Source organism: Nitrospirota bacterium, from assembly GCA_013388455.1.
Classification (GTDB): Bacteria; Nitrospirota; Thermodesulfovibrionia; order Thermodesulfovibrionales; family SM23-35; genus JACAFF01.
Genome location: JACAFF010000019.1, coordinates 1 through 16,033, shown reverse-complemented (window position 1 = coordinate 16,033; position 16,033 = coordinate 1). Strand labels below are relative to the sequence as shown.

The following is a 16,033-nucleotide window of genomic DNA, read 5'->3' as shown; positions in this document are numbered from 1 at the left end:
ATTTACCTATGATTCTTGGGAAAAAACTAGTTGTAGTAATGCCTGCTTATAATGCTGAAAAAACCCTCATTCAGACATATGAAGAACTACCTCATGAATATGTAGATGAGGTTATTCTTGTTGATGATGGCTCTTCAGACCGAACAGTAAAAATTGCTGGAGAATTGAATATTAGAACAATAATTCATAGTACAAATAGGGGGTATGGAGGTAATCAGAAAACCTGTTATCGTGAAGCATTAAGTCATGGAGCAGACATAGTTGTTATGATACACCCTGATTACCAGTATTCCCCCCGTCTTGTAACTGCTATGGCATCAATGATTGCATCAGGACATTACGATATTGTGCTCGGGTCGAGAATACTCGGGGGGATGGCTCTAAATGGAGGTATGCCATTGTATAAATATATTGCGAATAGAATCCTCACACTAATTGAAAATATTATTCTCGGGGCAAAACTTTCTGAATATCATACAGGGTTTCGTGCATTCAATCGCAGAGTCCTCGAAACATTGCCTATCGAAAAAAACTCTGATGATTTTGTATTCGATAACGAAATTCTTGTTCAAGCTGTCTCCTTTGGCTTCAGAATAGGGGAAATAAGCTGTCCGACAAGATACTTTAGAGATGCATCTTCTATAAACTTTAAAAAGAGTGTTATTTATGGATTTGGTGTCCTATTTACTACGATGAAATATCTATTTCATAAATTGGGTATCATGAGCTTCACTATTTTTAAAAAAGATATTATAAGCAGGGAAAATAGAAAATAAATTCTGTTAAACTAATTAACAATGGATGTATTATATGCTTCAAAGTATCACGGATTAGAAGAAAATTACTGGTGGTTCATTGGCAGAAGGGATATTATAATTCATTTAATAATGAAGGCACGAAAAGACATTGAAATATTAGAAGTTGGATGTTCGGGTGGACCGCTTATGCTATCTTTAAAGAGGCATGGTTTTGTGAATGTAAATGGTATTGATATTAGTAAAGAGGCAATTGACCTTTGTAAAAATAAAGGACTTAATGAAGTTTTAGTCTCTGATGCAGAAAATACTGGGTTAAAAAATCAGTTGTTTGATCTTATTATTGCTTCTGATATTCTGGAACATCTAAGAGATGATGAAAAGGCACTTATTGAATGGCATAGAATATTAAAACCACATGGCAAATTATTGATATTCGTTCCAGCTTTTAATTTTTTATGGAGCAAACATGATGAAGTGAATCATCATTTCAGAAGATATTCCAGTTTTAGACTCAAAAAGATTTTAAGTAAAGCATGTTTCGAAATTGAGAGAATTTCGTACTGGAATTTTCTTTTATTTATACCAACAAGTATTATAAGGCTTTCTCAACGATTATTATTCAATAATTCAAAAAAAAATGGTGATCAATTATTTCAGGTAAATACTTTTATTAATAAATTTTTAGAAATTATGATTAAATTCGAAAACAGACTTTTATCAGCTGGAATAAATTTCCCTTTTGGAGTAAGTCTTTTTGTCCTGGCTAAAAAAGTATGAGAATTATTAAATTATTATCTGTTGTTGTTCCCTGTCATAACGAGGAGGAAGTTCTTGAATCTTCTCATAATAGATTAAGCCAAAATCTCAATAATTTAATTACGCAAAATGAAATTATGGATTATGAGTTGATATATGTAGATAATGGTTCAACTGACAATACTCTCGAAAAATTAAAAAAAATTTTCAGAAATGACCCCCGATCCCGGATTATTGTTCTCAGGCGAAATTTCGGCTTCCAGGGCTCAATATCTGCAGGACTTTTTCATGTAAAAGGTGATGCTGCTGTAACTATTGATGCTGATCTTCAGGATCCTCCTGAAAAGATCCGAGAGATGATAAAACTTTTTAAAGAGGGATATGATCTTGTTTTAGGTGTACGTGAAGACCGCTCAACTGATTCTTTTTTGAAAAGAATTTTTTCAGAAAATTACTACCGTTTAATGAAACTGATGGGAGTGGAGATTGTACATAATCATGGTGACTTCAGGTTGATGTCAAGAGCACTGGTTGACGAATTTAATGCCCTTCCCGAGAGAAATCGCCTTATACGGGCTATGATTTTACAATTGGAGTCAAGGTACGCTATAGTGCCATATAAAAGGGAAGCGCGAAAAGCAGGACATTCAAAATTCAACATCTCTTCATTATTTTCCCTTGCTGTTGATGGAATTGTCTCCTTCACATACTTTCCATTGAGATTAACATCTGTAGTTGGCATTTTAATATCTTTTTTTACTTTCCTTTTTGCCTTATGGGTTTTATATATAAAATTATTTACCAATAAGTTTATACCAGGTTGGGCTTCCACTTTGCTCCCTATTCTTGCCCTGGGAGGACTACAACTTTTTTTCCTCGGCTTGATTGGTGAATATATTGGAAGATTATATAGCGAGATAAAAAAGAGACCTTTATTTATTGTGAGAGAAAAATATAATCATGACTTCAATGATAAAAGTTTCCATGAAAATATACGGAGGGATTGAGGGATAATATGAAAAATTTTCCTGTTGTTATTTTAGCAGGGGGCTTAGGAACCAGGTTGAGAGAGCAGACTGAATTCATACCAAAACCAATGGTTCCAATAGGAACAAAACCTATCTTATGGCATATCATGAAAATATACTCCCACTATGGATTTAAACGCTTTATTATCTGCCTTGGATATAAGGGTGAAATAATTAAAGATTATTTTCTTAATTACAGGATAAGAAATTGCGATTTTACTATTAAACTTAATAACAATAACGATATTCGTATCCATGACCAGCATAGCGCAGATGACTGGGAAGTTACCCTTGCTGATACCGGCTTAAAGGCTTTCACTGGAGCAAGGGTCAAGCGTATTGAAAAATATATTGATACTAATGTCTTTCTTCTAACATATGGAGATGGGGTTGCTAATATTGATATTGCAAAAACAGTCACATTTCATATTTCCCATAAAAAACTTGCTACTGTTACCGGGGTAAAGCCACCATCTCGTTTTGGCGAATTGGTCGCTGACGGCAATCAGGTGATTGAATTCAGTGAAAAACCGCAGGTTGGGGCAGGATTAATAAATGGCGGTTTTTTTGTATTCAACAAGGATATGTTTAGTTATCTTTCGGATGATGATCATTGCACTTTAGAGAAGGAACCACTGGAAAGACTGGCAAAGGATGGAGAACTTATGGTCTACAAACATGACGGTTTCTGGCAGTGTATGGATACTTTAAGAGATATGAATCTATTAAATGAATACTGGGATAGCGGGGATATACCATGGAAAGTCTGGGGAGATGAATTTAAGAAATAAAACTGTACTTGTCACAGGAGCTACTGGATTCATTGGCTCTCATCTTACGAGGAAACTACTCAGCGAAAAAGCAAATGTTCATATTTTTTTAAAGAAAAACAGCAATCTTTTCAGAATTAAAGACATTAGAGAATATATTAATTTATGGTATGGTGATATAAGAAACTTATCCGAGGTGTCTACTTGCTTGAAACACGTTCAGCCTCAGATTATTTTTCATCTTGCTGCTTTTCGTAATGTAAATAGAGACCCTGATTTAATTGAACAAATGATTGATATAAATTTAAAAGGCACAATCAATATTCTAAAGGGAGTGATAAAGGAAAATATTAATATTGACTGTTTCGTAAGCACAGGGAGTTCTGAAGAATACGGAGATGGTATAGCACCTTTCAATGAAAATCAAAGAGAAAGCCCTGTCTCACCCTATTCAGCCAGTAAGGTAGCAGCTACATATTTCAGTCAGATGATTTGCAAGACAATGCAACTGCCTGTTGTTATACTAAGGCCTTTGCTCACCTATGGACCTTCACAGGATACTGATATGTTTATTCCATCTCTTATTAAACATTGTCTCGACAAAAAGGACTTCCCAATGACAGAAGGTGATCAAACAAGGGAATTCAATTATGTGGATGACATTGTTAATGCATATATCCTTGCTGTAGAATCTCCAGAAGCCATAGGAGAAGTAATAAATATTGGCAATGGTATTGAATACAGAATTAGAGATGTGGCAGAGATGATAGTGCGTATGATGGGGAATCCTATACAGTTGAAAATCGGCGCTCTGCCCAAACGTCCAGGAGAGACAAAACACTTTTTTTGCAATAATGAAAAGGCTAAGAGGCTTCTTGGCTGGTCTCCAACTATTGACCTGTATGAAGGGCTAAAAAGAACAATTAGCTGGTATGAAACTAACTTCTTTGAGAAATCAGCCTGAAATTTACAAATCACGTTATTCAACATTAGGTTTATTTGCTCTTGTCCTTTTAGGTTTAATCATATATTCAAATATTCTTAATGCCCCATTTGTTTTTGACGATTTTATTTCAGTCATAGACAATGAAACAATTAAAGATTTCGAAACTACACTGAAGAAACATTCTAATACCCGATATATAACCATGCTGAGTTTTGCTCTTAATTTTGCTCTGAGTGGGGTAAAGCCTTTTGGATATCATCTTATTAATAATCTAATTCATATCATAAATGCACTTCTTATTTACTATCTTATTATTATTACCTTTAATACGCCCTTTTTTAGAAATTACATAAAAAATGAGTCTGTTAATTTCTCAAGATATTTTTTGGCTTTTTCATCAGCCTTTATTTTCATATCTCATCCGATTCAGACACAGGCTGTAACATATATAGCACAGAGAGCAACCTCTATGACAACATTGTTCTATCTTCTTTCTCTCATTATGTATATAAAATGGAGACTCATAAAAACCTCCCTCCCCCTCAAGGGAGGAGGGGAAGGGAGAGGGTGTGAAATTCAAATTCGCAGGCTAAAGCTTGCGGCTACACCATATACCCTGTATGCTATTTCTTTTATTTCTGCGGTTCTCGCGATGAAAACCAAGGAAATAGCTTTCACTCTGCCCGTCATCATTATTCTCTATGAATTTTCTTTTTTTTATAATCCTTCAATCAGATTTAAGGCAACTTTGAAATGGAGGAGATTCCTGTATCTTTTCCCCCTGCTACTTACAATGCTCATTATACCTCTCAGTATACTCAATATCAATTCCCCTTTTGAAAATATTCTTGAGGACGCAGATAAGTTCTCGAAAGAAACCCCTGTAATTGAACGCACTGATTATCTCTTTACTCAGTTCAGAGTTGTGGTTACATACCTGCGTCTACTAATCTTACCTGTCAATCAAAATCTCGATTATCGGTTTCCTATATATCATTCTTTACTGAATATGCATGTATTATTATCATTTCTTTTTTTATTAATAATAGCTTCAGCGGCCGTTTATCTTTTTTATCGCTCAAGGAATGAAAAACACGATTTGAAATCCATCAGCAATCAATATTCAGCCCTTCACTTTCGACTGATCTCCTTTGGCATTTTCTGGTTTTTCATCACACTTTCTGTTGAATCAAGTATTATTCCCATAAGAGATGTGATTGTTGAACATCGATTATATCTTCCTTCTATAGGTTTTTTCATTGCCTGCATATCTTTGGCAGACTACACAATTAGTCGATTGAAAATAAAGGTTTTTTTAGTCATCCTTATCATATTATCGCTTTCAATTAGCACATACTACCGGAATACCATCTGGAAAGATCCGCAGAAACTCTGGGCAGATGTTATCAAGAAGGCTCCGACTAATGTAAGGGCTTATAATGAACTTGGAGCTATTTTTAGAGATGAAGGAAGATATACTGAGGCCATGGAACAATTTGAAAAAGCATTAATGATAAATCAGAATTATGCCTTTACCTATTATAATATTGGCTACGTTAATTATAAACTTGGGGAATATGAAAATGCTTTAATATATTTCAGAAAAGCTCTCGATTGTGAATTAACCCCACAGCTTCATATGGAAATCTTTAACTCTATTGGCATTTTATATAGTGAAACAGGCAAAGATGAAGAGGCTGTTACTGCCTTCAAGAAAGCCATCGAAATTTTACCATCATCTGTCATTCCATATAATAATCTTGGCCTTCAGTATATAAAAATGGGAAGATTCGATGAATCAATTAAGATACTCGAAAAAGGTCTCAAAATCAGAGATGACCCCCATCTCCGTTCAAATTTGTCCCTCGCACTGTCCAAGAAGAAATGAAATAAATAATAATTCAAAAATGTGATAAATTGTTTTATAATTTTCAATAAAGACGAGGAGGGCTGAAATGAATAAAAAAGGAGTTACATTAATTGAACTTCTTATAGTTCTGGCAATAATTGGCTTTCTTGCTGCAATTGCAGTCCCTGCTTATATCGGCCAGCAGAAAAAAGCTACAAGAAGCGAAGCATACAGTAATCTTGAAAATCTGAGGCTTTTGGAAGAGCAATTTTTTGCTGAAAATGGTCAATATACTGGAAATCTCGGAACATGCAATCCAGATAATGACAATATAGCAGCGATACAAGCAGTTATCCCGGGTTTCAGACCTGGCACTGGTCTTAGTTTTAGCTATTGTATAGAGCAAAATATTAATATAAATGGTGTAGCTCAAACCCCATGTTTTAGAGCAAGTGCTTTCGGAAATAATGGAACACGTGTTACAGGAGATACGTTCAGGATAGACTGCAATAACAACAGAAACTTTTAACGCAATTTTTTAAAATTCTCTTGACAATATCTTCAAATTTTCTGTATTTTTAAAATCTCAAGTATTTAAATTTTGACGTTTGAAGGGGGGTAGAGAATTGTATGCTTTAGGTACCCATTTATTAGTTGAATTAAAGGATTGCAATCCTGAAATTCTAAAAAGCCTTGAAAAGGTCAAAGATTTAATGGTCTCAGCAGCAAAAGAGGCCAGAGCTACTATAATAGACATTTCCTTCCGTGAGTTTCAACCATTTGGTATTAGCGGTGTCGTTGTCATAGCAGAGTCTCATTTAACAATTCATACGTGGCCTGAATATGGCTATGCAGCAGTTGATATTTTCACATGTGGTGAAACACTCAGACCAGAAATAGCAGCTTCATATTTAGTAAAAAAATTAGAGTGTAAAAACCCATCGATTGTAGAATTAAAAAGAGGGATACTTTCGCATGAAAACGAGAAGTTACCACACAAGATACCTGATATACCTCCTGTAGAAACACCATGTTATCAAGCGATTGCACGGTAAGAGGGAAATAAAAATATTTCTCTAATCTTCCCGGTCCGTTAAGGCTGCAATACCAGGTAGTTCTTTACCTTCGAGAAGCTGAAGTGACGCACCTCCACCGGTAGATATAAAAGAAATTGTATCTGATACCCCTGCTCGATGCACCGCAAGGTCGGTATCACCTCCACCAACAATCGTAAAGGCATAAGCTTCTGAAATTGCATGGGCAATTTCATATGTGCCCCTCGAAAAAGCATCTATTTCAAACACACCCATCGGACCGTTCCATAAAATTGTTTTCGCATCTTGTATTGCTTCAGAGAAAAGTTTAACAGATGCCGGCCCGATGTCGAGAGCCCTCCAGCCTCTTGGTATTTCAATAATCGGGACAATCTTGATTACGGTTCCTGGTTCGGTATTCTGTGCAATAACACAATCGACCGGCAAATAAAGTTTTATCCCTGCTTCTTTCAGCTTATTAGAAATCCTCTGAGCAGTCTCAAGCATTTCGTCTTCAACGAGTGAGTTCCCTATCTCATAACCCATAGATTTTATAAATGTATATGCCATACCACCACCTACGATAACCTTATCAACTTTACAAGCCAGATTTTCGAGAACTCCAATTTTTCCTGAAACCTTTGCCCCTCCAAGAATGGCCACAAATGGTTTTATTGGATTATCAACAACTCCTTTGAGGTATTCAATCTCTTTTTTCAAAAGAAATCCTGAAACAGATTTAAGAAATTTAGTCATACCGACTGTTGATGCATGTGCTCTGTGAGCTGCACCAAAAGCATCATTTACATATATATCAGAAAGCCTTGCTAATGACCTTGCAAATTCTTCATCATTTTTTTCTTCCCCCTCGTGAAATCTAAGATTTTCTAAAAGAAGAACATCCCCATTTTTCATCTTAGAGACTAATTTTTCAACTTGACTGCCAATACAATCTGGAGCAAAAACAACCTCTTTATTAAGGAGCCGCTGAAGTCTTTTTGCAACAGGAGCAAGGCTATATCGCAAATCAACCTTCCCTTTTGGTCTTCCCAGGTGTGATGAGATTATAACTTTTGCACCTTCATCTATAGCATAATTTATAGTTGGGAGGGTTGATCGTATTCTTCTGTCATCTGTAATCTGAAGATTCTCATCGAGAGGCACATTAAAATCTGCCCTGATGAAAACCCTTTTCCCTTTAATATCAATATCCTCAATCGTGAGTTTATTGAAAATATCCTTAATTGGCAATGGTTCTACAGCATTCTTTTTTTTCATTTTTATGCCCTCTTGTTGATGTATAAAATAAGGTCTCTCAAACGGGAACTATAGCCCCATTCGTTATCATACCATGAAAAAACTTTAGCCATATTTCCCTCAAGCACCATCGTCAGTGTACCATCCACGATAGATGAAGATTCATTCCCGTTGAGGTCAGTCGAAACAAGAGGCTCTTCCGAATACTGAAGAATACCTTTCATTTGACCTTCAGATGCTCTTTTCAAGGATGCATTGATTTCATCTGCTGTCGTACTTTTTGACAATTCAACAACGAGATCAACGATAGAAACATTTGGGGTTGGTACCCTCATCGCTATTCCATTAAGTTTACCTTTCAATTCTGGCAGAACAAGTCCGACAGCCTTTGCAGCCCCTGTAGTAGTTGGAATCATATTAAGTGCAGCAGCCCTCGCCCTTCTTAAATCTTTGTGTGGAAGATCGAGTATCCGCTGATCATTTGTATATGAATGTATTGTTGTCATAAGCCCTTTTATTATCCCGAATTCATTATGTATAACTTTTGCAACTGGGGCAAGACAGTTTGTAGTACACGATGCATTCGATATAATTTTATGTTTTGTCGGATCTAAGGTTTCCTCATTAACACCCATGCAGACAGTTACATCAGGTTCTTTTGCTGGTGCAGAAATGATCACCCATCTTGCTCCAGCATCAAGGTGCTTGGAAGCTGAGATTCTATCCACAAATCTTCCTGTTGACTCAATTACAATATCCACTCCAAGATCCTTCCATGGAAGTTTCTCAGGTTCAGTAACAGCAAATACTTTTATTTCTTTACCATTAATTTTCACGCTTCCTTCATCTGCTCTTATGTCAGCATCAAAAATTCTATGTACTGAGTCGTATTTAAGAAGATGGGCAAGCGTCTTTGCATCTGTAAGATCATTAATTGCAATAATCTCTATTTCACTATATTCTCTGCATGTCCTGAAAAAATTTCTTCCTATTCTTCCAAATCCGTTTATTGCCACTTTCAAGGACATAAAAACCTCCTTTGTTTAAAAGTTATAAAAATTATTCGTTTTTTCATTACCCCCATCTATTTAAAACCATACCTGTCAAAAGTTTTGGATAAAAATATGTTGATTTTGGAGGCATCCTGAATGATAAAAGAGCTGCCTTTTCTATATCTTCAACCCTTGTGGGGTTAAGGAAAAAGGCAGCAACAAATTCTCCATTTTGAACTTTATCGATGGTGCTCTTAATATCCATATCATATCCAATATCAGCAGTGTGAAATAATTTTTTCAGTATCAACTCGTGGAGTACTATAACATCAATTTCCCTCAGGTCAGGATGTATTTCTGATAAAACCCCTTCCTTGTAATGGAGGACATACCACTCCTTGCTCCCCTTGTAAAAAAAACCAAAAACTCTCCTTTTATCATATAGTCTTTTTCTTATATCAAAATTATCTTTTACAGGTTCGATATCAAAATACTGTGGTAACATCTTGTTCAAATCCTCGGGGATTTCTTTCAACAATCTGTGCGTCGGTAAAATTGTTATGCCTTCACTAAGCATATTCGCCAGAAACATAAGAACATAACCATATGGTTCATCTATTGACGACATTTTATTAATATTTTTTTCTTTATAAAACTCAAGTGCTGTTTCATATCTGTGATGTCCATCAGCAATAAAGACAGCTTTGTTCTTAAGTTCTTTTTGAATTATCTTTATCTTCTCACTATCATTAATCTCCCAAAGCCTGTGAACGTCCCCGGAGATATCTATGTCTTGTATATAAGGTTTTTCATGGGAGATACCCAACAGCACGTCTGAGATACCTTTTTCTGAACTCTTATATAATGAGAATATGGGACTTGTGTTAGCTTCACAAGATCTCATAAGGTTTAACCTGTCAAGTTTCGGTTTAGCATGTGTACACTCATGAGGGTAGATACTTCCTTTACCCAGTTCTTCGAGTTTTACAAGGCCGAGAAATCCAATAAGTTTCTTTGTTTCAGAATGAATATTGTAAGACATTTCATATACATAGAAAGAAGGTTTTTTACTTTGAATGAAAATGCCTTCTTTCATCCATTCATCAAAATATCTTCTGGCTCTTAAGTATTTATTTTCTATTTCATTATCTCCTATTTCTTCCTTACCAAAATCTATTCTTACAATATTATATGGGCTCTGCATGTATAACGCTTCCCTATATTCAGGCGTAATAATATCGTATGGAGGAGCTAAGACATCCTCTATTGAAACTTTAGACGTATTGTAAAGAATTCCCTTGAACGGGATTACTTTTGCCATGATACAGATTCCGTTGATTTAGATATATATAGAAAAAATTTTTTCTATCTTAGCATGTCTATCAACCAAATTTAAATTAAAGGGCCTCTTTGGCGGTAGCTGCTATAACCTCCTTAATATTCTTATCGAGAAAATCCGGGATATAAGGGATATTCAGATTAAGAAATCCTGAAGTGATTGCAGATACTGCATCTTCCCTCGCTATACCTCTTGACATTAAGTATTCAACCTGTTCTTCGGCTATAGGACCAATAGAAGCCTCATGGGACAATTCAGCTTTCGTTGCACCTTCTGAAAGTAGCTGCGGGATAGCATAAATCTTAGCCCTTTCAGAGAATAGAATGCCCCTGCAATCAAGATGAGCCAGACAATAATCTTTTGTCTTTGCTATAAGATCTCCCCTTGAGTAGACAGTGCTCTCGTCAGCTGCTATTGTTCTTGCAATGGATTCACCCCTTGTATCTTTTCCTTCGAGGATTATTCTTGAGCCGAGATCAATATATGAGTTTTTAAGACCATATACAACTGTATTAAACTTTGCTGAAGCTCTGTCTCCTTTAAGATAAGCTACGGGGAAGGCCTGAATGGATTTGACAGGTTTGAGGAGAACATAATTGCTTACAAATGATGCATCATCCTCTATAACAGCCCATGTCCTGGGTCTCACATGAAAATTTTCAGCCCAGTTATGGATCATCGTGAAAAACAACCTGCCTCCCTTTTTTACATAAAATTCAGAAATCCCGAGATGTATTCCTTCAGCATTGTTCTTTGATAATGTACAGCCGGTTATGACCTGAAGTTCAGCTCCTTCCTCAACGATTATAATATTATGCACATTCTGACTTACATAGTTTTCTGCAACAAGCAAACAAGATTGCACAGGATATTTTGGTTTCTGATCCGGGAAAACCCTTATGAAATAACCATGCGTCATATTAAGAGCTACCTGAGCCGTATATTTATCTTGATCAATAGGGACGGATTTCCAGAAATACTTTTCCATCCATTCATATTTTAATAAAGCATCTGTTGTGCTCATGATTTCGAGTTGTCCCTCGTATGCTTTATTAAGACTCTCATAAACCACAGACTGATCAATCTGTAAATATGAACCTGAGCGTGATTCTTCTTTTAGATTGATTCCGGTTAGAATTGCTGCTTCTTTGGCCTGATATGAGAGACTTTCGAGACTCTCTATCTTTCCTCTCTCTATATGTTGTGAATAAATCGACAGATCAATATCCGGACCAAAAACCGCTTTTTTTTCTTTTGCTTGTTCAGCCTTTTCTTTTATTTGATTAAGATATTTCTCACTTATCGGCATTCAGCACACCTTCTATATCCATGCTTTTTTACTTCTGAAAGAATATCCCTTGGGTTCCCTCCACAGACAAAATTCCCTTCAAAAATTATATATCCCTTATCAGCATTAACAAAATCAAGGATATATCCTGTATGAGTTATAATTATAGCACCTCTTTTCGGATCTTTTACCTTATCTTTTCCGAGAAGAGAATTTATCGCTTCACCAACCAGTGCAATATTCTCAATATCAACACCAGACTCTGGTTCATCAATAAGAACAAGATCAGGTCTTTGCACCATTAATTGAAGGAGTTCTGACCTTTTCATCTCTCCTCCTGAAAATCCATCGTTTAGTCCTCTATCTAAATGTTCGGAAAGTTTAAGTTTTATAATATTTTCTTCAATACTACCTTTATCTGCACTATTATGTGTGATTATCTCGATAATTTTTTTCAAAGTAATGCCTCTGACAGTAGGAGGTCTCTGAAAAGAGACGCCAAGTCCAATCCGTGCCCTTTCGTAAATATCTTTCTCTGTTATATCTTCACCTTTAAAATATATCTTCCCTTGATCGATTTTGTATCTTGGGAATCCCATAAGCGTCATCATAAATGAAGTTTTCCCGGCTCCATTAGGTCCAAATAAGACGTTTATCTCCCCATATCTCATTGAAAAATTGACACCTTTCAAAATCTGCCTGTTACCAACAGAGACCCAAAGATCCTGTGTTTTTAACATTTCATCCATTTTCTCACCTTTATTTTGTTAAGCTATAAGCTTTCATTAAACATTCAGTAAAACAATGAGTTAAATTACATTTTTCAGGTTAATTTATTTTATGTTTATACAAATTGAGGTAGAATGTAAACAAAATTTTTAAAATAATACGTTAAAAAACAAGTATTGACAAAATTGTTTTAGTTTTTGTATTGTATTTTTAAGAAAAAAACTTCTTTATAAATCGTATTAACCTCCCTGGATAGGCATAGTCCTTCCGGGTTAGAAAAACCACCAGAGAAAAAATCCTGATAGGAGTTTAACGATGGAAAATCAGAAGAAAAGTTTATTGAACGAAAATGTCTCTATTGCAGAATTGAAAGAAAAAACAATAGACGAATTGACGTCAGTTGCACGGGGTTTTAATGTTGAAGGGGCAAGTAGCATGAGGAAACAGGACCTTATCTTTGCTATTCTTCAGGCACAGACAGAAAAGACAGGTTATGTATTCTCTGAAGGTGTACTTGAAATCCTACCTGATGGTTTTGGATTTCTACGTTCACCTGATTATAGCTACCTCCCCGGTCCTGACGACATATATGTCTCACCTTCTCAGATAAGGAGATTCAATCTCAGGACAGGTGATCTTGTTTCTGGACAGATAAGACCACCAAAAGAAAGTGAAAGATATTTTGCCTTACTCAAAGTAGAGGCAATAAATCACGAACCCCCCGAAGAAAATATCAACAGGCCATTATTCGATAACCTTATCCCTTACTATCCCACAGAAAAGATTAAACTCGAATATGACAGTAATGATTATTGTACACGTGTTATGGATCTTATAACCCCAATCGGAAAAGGACAGAGGGGCATGATTGTCGCTGCACCAAGAACCGGGAAAACCATGCTTCTTCAGTCTATAGCAAAAGCAATAAAGAAAAATCACCGTGATATTCACCTGATTATATTGTTAATTGATGAAAGGCCTGAAGAAGTTACGGACTGGAAACGGCAGGTTCCAACAGCTGAAATAATTAGCTCAACATTCGATGAACCACCTCAGAGACATTGTCAGGTCTCAGAAATGGTTATGGAAAGAGCAAAAAGACTTGTTGAATGCAAACGTGATGTAGTAATCTTACTTGACAGTATAACAAGGCTTGCACGTGCTTATAATGCTGTAATTCCTGCAAGCGGAAAGGTACTTTCGGGCGGTCTTGACTCAAATGCTTTACAGAAGCCTAAAAGATTCTTTGGTACTGCACGGAATATAGAAGATGGGGGTAGTCTGACCGTTCTGGCAACTGCACTCGTTGACACTGGAAGCAGAATGGATGATGTTATATTTGAAGAATTTAAAGGTACAGGCAACATGGAATTACACCTTGATAGAAAACTCGTTGACAAAAGGATATTCCCGAGCATTGATATCAATGCTTCAGGCACGAGAAAAGAAGAACTCCTCGTGGAAAAAGATGTTCTTAATAAAATGTGGATTCTGCGAAAAGTCCTTACTCCTTTGAGTACAGTTGAGAGCATGGAATTTCTACTCGGTAAACTCATGGGCACCAAAAGCAATAAAGACTTTCTGGAGATGATGAACAAATAATATTTTTTCTTGCTGCTTAATGAATAAAACTTTAGAAGACGACCATTTCTGTTTTGTATGTGGAGAAAAAAATCCCTCTGGCCTCCACATTCAGTTCAATCTCCATGATGGTAAAGTGTATGCTGAATTCATGCCTCAGAAAATCCATCAAGGTTACAAGGATATAGTACACGGTGGAATACTATCAACACTTCTTGATGAGGCTATGGTGAAGGTTGCCTTGTTGCAGGGTATGCCTGCTGTGACTGCTGAAATCAATGTGAGATTTAAAAATTCTCTCTTGATTGGAGAAAAAGCAATTATTGAAGCAGAAATATTACAAATAAATAAAAAGATTATTGAAACATCAGCGACTGTTAAGAAAATAGACAATACAATAATAGCCAGAGGACATGCTAAATTGCTAAGACAGTAAGATGCTAAACAAGTCTGACCCCGTTCTTTTCAATTTAAGCTTCATCTGCTATTAAATCCCTCAATCTAACAGCATTTCTTATGGCAAAGCCCCCGTGACAGTTATTGAACATGGCAAAGGTCACTTTTGCTCTTTTATTAATATTTTTAATGTAATCCCTGAAGTCCTTTAGCTCTTTGTCAGAATACTGATATGCGAATCTCAAGGACGTGGCTATGCCTTTTTTAAACCAATTCTCCTTGTTTCTTCCATGAAATCTAAAATACGCAATATCAGTAGTCAATTGAGGGATAAAAGGAATCGTGGCATGACTGCCATATTGCGGCTCGTCTGCTATTACATAAGTCATATTATTCTTCATGAGGAAATGAAAGACAGAATCTCTAACATCTTCCGCAAGCCAACTTCCATGCCTGAACTCTACAGCGATAGGATAAGGTTGCATTAGTTCTTTACATAAAAGAATGTATTCCATGTTATTTGCTTTATAGTGAAACCACGGAGGGTATTGAAATACCAGCAATCCAAGCTTGTTATTCATTCTCAGAGGATAAAGCATATCTCTGAATGTTTCAGCGACAGAGCGCAATATTGTTGGCTCTTTTATATAGACATTCCTTTTAGCTTTATCTTTTTCCGGAAGAAGATTGAAAATATCCTTTGGGAGGGTTTTAGGGTCAATCCCGTGTCCTGTAAGCGCCCCATAAACTTTAATGTGAAAAAGGAAATTTTCAGGAGTTCTATTGTTCCATAAATATGCGGTTCTTTTATCGGGAATGGCATAATAAGTAGAGTCCACCTCAACGGTATCAAAATGCTGGGCATAGTACCTAAGTCTGCTTTCGGCTGTTCTTGCTTCTTTAGGATAAAACTCACCGCTTTGAATTAACGTCTTTTCTGTCCATGAGCATGTCCCTACATGAATCATATTTTATTATCTCAGACTTTTCAAAAAAAATATAATGCCCTAAGAAATACTTGCAACTCTATTTTGTATTTTGTGACGTTAAGGTCACTATCAATTTACAGCATTTTCTATAATAGCAGGATATGAATTTTGGTGAAGAATTAAGGGCACTTATAAAAAGTCGGCACATGACATTAACGGAACTCGCTAAGCGAATGTCAGTCAGCCTCTCTTCTTAATCTTGTGTCTTCTTTCAATCTTCTTTTAAACCGTTCATATATCTTTGCTACTGCAGAATAACTTAAATTAGTGAAATATTGTCCAATCTGTATCTTTGAGTAAAAGGAATTACGTAAGGTCAAT

The 16,033-nt window shown here is 36.0% G+C and carries 16 protein-coding genes; 10 read left to right on the top strand and 6 right to left on the bottom strand.

Features of this window, described 5'->3' with window-relative positions; translation table 11 throughout:
- The first annotated feature begins 8 nt into the window (after positions 1 to 8).
- From HXY53_04575 to speD, 8 genes are all read left to right on the top strand, one after another.
- Complete coding sequence (locus HXY53_04575; protein NWF75840.1) at positions 9 to 776, top strand: glycosyltransferase family 2 protein; 768 nt, start codon at positions 9 to 11, stop codon at positions 774 to 776.
- 21 nt (positions 777 to 797) lie between these two features.
- Complete coding sequence (locus HXY53_04570) at positions 798 to 1,535, top strand: class I SAM-dependent methyltransferase (protein ID NWF75839.1); 738 nt, start codon at positions 798 to 800, stop codon at positions 1,533 to 1,535.
- A complete protein-coding gene (locus HXY53_04565) occupies positions 1,532 to 2,521 on the top strand; it encodes a glycosyltransferase (protein ID NWF75838.1) in 990 nt (329 codons plus the stop codon). The genes HXY53_04570 and HXY53_04565 overlap by 4 nt, the downstream gene beginning before the upstream one ends.
- 8 nt (positions 2,522 to 2,529) lie before the next feature.
- Complete coding sequence (rfbF, locus tag HXY53_04560; GenBank protein ID NWF75837.1) at positions 2,530 to 3,333, top strand: glucose-1-phosphate cytidylyltransferase; 804 nt, start codon at positions 2,530 to 2,532, stop codon at positions 3,331 to 3,333.
- Positions 3,317 to 4,276 carry an SDR family NAD(P)-dependent oxidoreductase gene (locus HXY53_04555; protein NWF75836.1) on the top strand — a complete coding sequence of 320 codons (960 nt, stop codon included), beginning with the start codon at positions 3,317 to 3,319 and terminating at the stop codon, positions 4,274 to 4,276. The genes rfbF and HXY53_04555 overlap by 17 nt, the downstream gene beginning before the upstream one ends.
- On the top strand, positions 4,245 to 6,146 hold the full coding sequence (locus HXY53_04550; GenBank protein NWF75835.1) for a tetratricopeptide repeat protein: 1,902 nt from the start codon (positions 4,245 to 4,247) through the stop codon (positions 6,144 to 6,146). Before HXY53_04555 ends, HXY53_04550 begins: the two co-directional genes overlap by 32 nt.
- Before the next feature lie 67 nt (positions 6,147 to 6,213).
- On the top strand, positions 6,214 to 6,636 hold the full coding sequence (locus HXY53_04545; GenBank protein ID NWF75834.1) for a prepilin-type N-terminal cleavage/methylation domain-containing protein: 423 nt from the start codon (positions 6,214 to 6,216) through the stop codon (positions 6,634 to 6,636).
- Positions 6,637 to 6,733: 97 nt separating this feature from the next.
- Positions 6,734 to 7,162: an adenosylmethionine decarboxylase gene (gene speD / locus HXY53_04540; protein ID NWF75833.1), complete on the top strand. Its 429-nt coding sequence runs from the start codon at positions 6,734 to 6,736 to the stop codon at positions 7,160 to 7,162.
- Between the two features lie 21 nt (positions 7,163 to 7,183).
- On the opposite strand, the gene HXY53_04535 is transcribed toward speD, so the two are convergent.
- The 5 genes from HXY53_04535 to HXY53_04515 all read right to left on the bottom strand — a co-directional run bounded on the left by HXY53_04535 (position 7,184) and on the right by HXY53_04515 (position 12,757).
- Positions 7,184 to 8,419 carry a phosphoglycerate kinase gene (locus HXY53_04535; GenBank protein ID NWF75832.1) on the bottom strand — a complete coding sequence of 412 codons (1,236 nt, stop codon included), beginning with the start codon at positions 8,417 to 8,419 and terminating at the stop codon, positions 7,184 to 7,186.
- A gap of 2 nt (positions 8,420 to 8,421) precedes the next feature.
- Complete coding sequence (gene gap / locus HXY53_04530) at positions 8,422 to 9,426, bottom strand: type I glyceraldehyde-3-phosphate dehydrogenase (protein NWF75831.1); 1,005 nt, start codon at positions 9,424 to 9,426, stop codon at positions 8,422 to 8,424.
- A 46-nt stretch (positions 9,427 to 9,472) separates the two neighbouring features.
- Positions 9,473 to 10,711, bottom strand: a complete 1,239-nt coding sequence (locus HXY53_04525; protein NWF75830.1) for a DUF1015 domain-containing protein — start codon at positions 10,709 to 10,711, stop codon at positions 9,473 to 9,475.
- A 76-nt stretch (positions 10,712 to 10,787) separates the two neighbouring features.
- The gene (locus HXY53_04520) at positions 10,788 to 12,038 is read right to left on the bottom strand and encodes a SufD family Fe-S cluster assembly protein (GenBank protein NWF75829.1); all 1,251 of its coding nucleotides are present in this window, start codon (positions 12,036 to 12,038) and stop codon (positions 10,788 to 10,790) included.
- A complete protein-coding gene (locus HXY53_04515) occupies positions 12,029 to 12,757 on the bottom strand; it encodes an ABC transporter ATP-binding protein (protein NWF75828.1) in 729 nt (242 codons plus the stop codon). The genes HXY53_04520 and HXY53_04515 overlap by 10 nt, the downstream gene beginning before the upstream one ends.
- 304 nt (positions 12,758 to 13,061) lie before the next feature.
- Here HXY53_04515 and rho point away from each other — a divergent pair, with 304 nt between their 5' ends.
- A complete protein-coding gene (gene rho, locus HXY53_04510; protein ID NWF75827.1) occupies positions 13,062 to 14,348 on the top strand; it encodes a transcription termination factor Rho in 1,287 nt (428 codons plus the stop codon).
- A gap of 19 nt (positions 14,349 to 14,367) precedes the next feature.
- Positions 14,368 to 14,763, top strand: coding sequence for a PaaI family thioesterase (locus tag HXY53_04505; GenBank protein NWF75826.1), 396 nt, complete (start codon positions 14,368 to 14,370; stop codon positions 14,761 to 14,763).
- A 34-nt stretch (positions 14,764 to 14,797) separates the two neighbouring features.
- On the opposite strand, the gene HXY53_04500 is transcribed toward HXY53_04505, so the two are convergent.
- Positions 14,798 to 15,691: a DUF72 domain-containing protein gene (locus HXY53_04500; GenBank protein ID NWF75825.1), complete on the bottom strand. Its 894-nt coding sequence runs from the start codon at positions 15,689 to 15,691 to the stop codon at positions 14,798 to 14,800.
- Positions 15,692 to 16,033: the final 342 nt, after the last annotated feature.